The organism is Enterobacter sp. CGMCC 5087 (genome assembly GCF_003144775.1).
GTDB classification, from domain to species: domain Bacteria; phylum Pseudomonadota; class Gammaproteobacteria; order Enterobacterales; family Enterobacteriaceae; genus Enterobacter; species Enterobacter cloacae_M.
The window spans coordinates 1-1,414 of the sequence record NZ_QFXN01000304.1 but is presented as its reverse complement, the minus strand read 5'-3'; the positions used below and the strand labels follow the sequence as shown (position 1 = coordinate 1,414).

3 protein-coding genes are annotated in these 1,414 nt (G+C 55.2%); all 3 read left to right on the top strand.

Features of this window, described 5'->3' with window-relative positions:
• Nucleotides 1–844, top strand: an 844-nt coding sequence (gene tssC, locus DEO48_RS24885; RefSeq protein ID WP_109846583.1) for a type VI secretion system contractile sheath large subunit, incomplete at its 5' end; no start/stop codon positions are given.
• Between the two features lie 6 nt (nucleotides 845–850).
• Entirely contained in the window at nucleotides 851–1,282 is a 432-nt protein-coding gene (gene tssE / locus DEO48_RS24880) for a type VI secretion system baseplate subunit TssE (RefSeq protein ID WP_109846582.1), read from the top strand.
• Nucleotides 1,283–1,285: 3 nt separating this feature from the next.
• On the top strand, nucleotides 1,286–1,414 hold a 129-nt coding region (locus DEO48_RS24875; RefSeq protein WP_146198338.1), incomplete at its 3' end, for a type VI secretion system baseplate subunit TssF.

The following is a 1,414-nucleotide window of genomic DNA, read 5'->3' as shown; positions in this document are numbered from 1 at the left end:
CAAATCGGTATTTGAAGGCCCGGCCTATACCAAATGGCGCGCCCTGCGTGAGTCAGAAGATGCCCGCTATCTGGGGTTAACTGCACCGCGTTTCCTGGCCCGCCTGCCGTACGATCCGGTGGAGAACCCGGTCAAAGGGTTCAACTATCAGGAAAATATCAACAGCAGCCACGATCACTATCTGTGGGGCAATACTGCCTATCTGATGGGGACAGCGCTAACCGACAGCTTCGCGAAATACCGCTGGTGCCCGAATATTATCGGTCCGCAGAGTGGAGGCGCTATCTCCGATCTGCCGGTTCATGTTTATGAAGCGATGGGGCAGCTGCAGGCCAAAATTCCAACAGAAGTGCTCATCACCGATCGCCGTGAATACGAACTGGCAGAGGAAGGCTTTATCACTCTGACCATGCGTAAAGACAGCGATAACGCCGCGTTCTTCTCGGCCAACTCAGTGCAGAAGCCGAAGGTGTTCCCGAATACCCGTGAGGGCAAAGAGGCCGAAACCAATTACCGACTGGGTACGCAACTGCCATACATGTTCATTATCAACCGCCTGGCGCACTACATTAAAGTGCTGCAGCGCGAACAGATTGGTTCCTGGAAAGAGCGTCAGGATCTGGAGACGGAACTGAATAACTGGATCAAACAGTACGTTGCTGACCAGGAAAACCCGCCTGCTGATGTGCGCAGCCGTCGTCCGCTGCGTGCAGCGCAGATCACGGTGAAGGATGTGGAAGGTGAAGCGGGCTGGTATCAGGTGGCGATTGCTGTTCGCCCGCACTTCAAATACATGGGGGCGAACTTTGAGCTCTCCCTGGTTGGTCGTCTGGACAAGGAATAAGCCACGGTGTCTTCTCTCGCGTTATGGGACAGAGGAAGTCCTGCCAGCCTGTTCGATCGGATCAGGGGTGGGGAGGACGGCATCCGGCCTGCCCACGAAATGGACAGACTGGTGGATTCGGTAAAGCGTCAGCTTGAACGTGTGCTCAATACCCGACGTGGGAGTTGCCGCAGTGCACCGGATCTCGGGGTGGTGGATCTCAATGACGCCACGCAGAGTTCCGCTGATGCTGGGGGGCGTATACGTGAAGTTATCCGTCACTGCATCCGCGAGTATGAGCCTCGCATTGTCGGTGTTGAAGTCTTTGCGGTGGATAACACCACGGCAGTGCCCGGTATGACCTTTCGGGTTAACGCCTCGGTATATCTGGATACGCTGGAGCAGGTCGCTTCGTTTGATATCCATATGGACAGTAACCGCCACTACAGAATGATGTGATTTATGTCTCTGGAACATTATTTTCGGGATGAACTGACCTGGTTGCGCTTGCAAGGGCGCCAGTTTGCCGGAGCCCACCCCGAACTGACGCGCTTTTTATCTGAGCAGACCACCGATCCCGATGTGGAACGG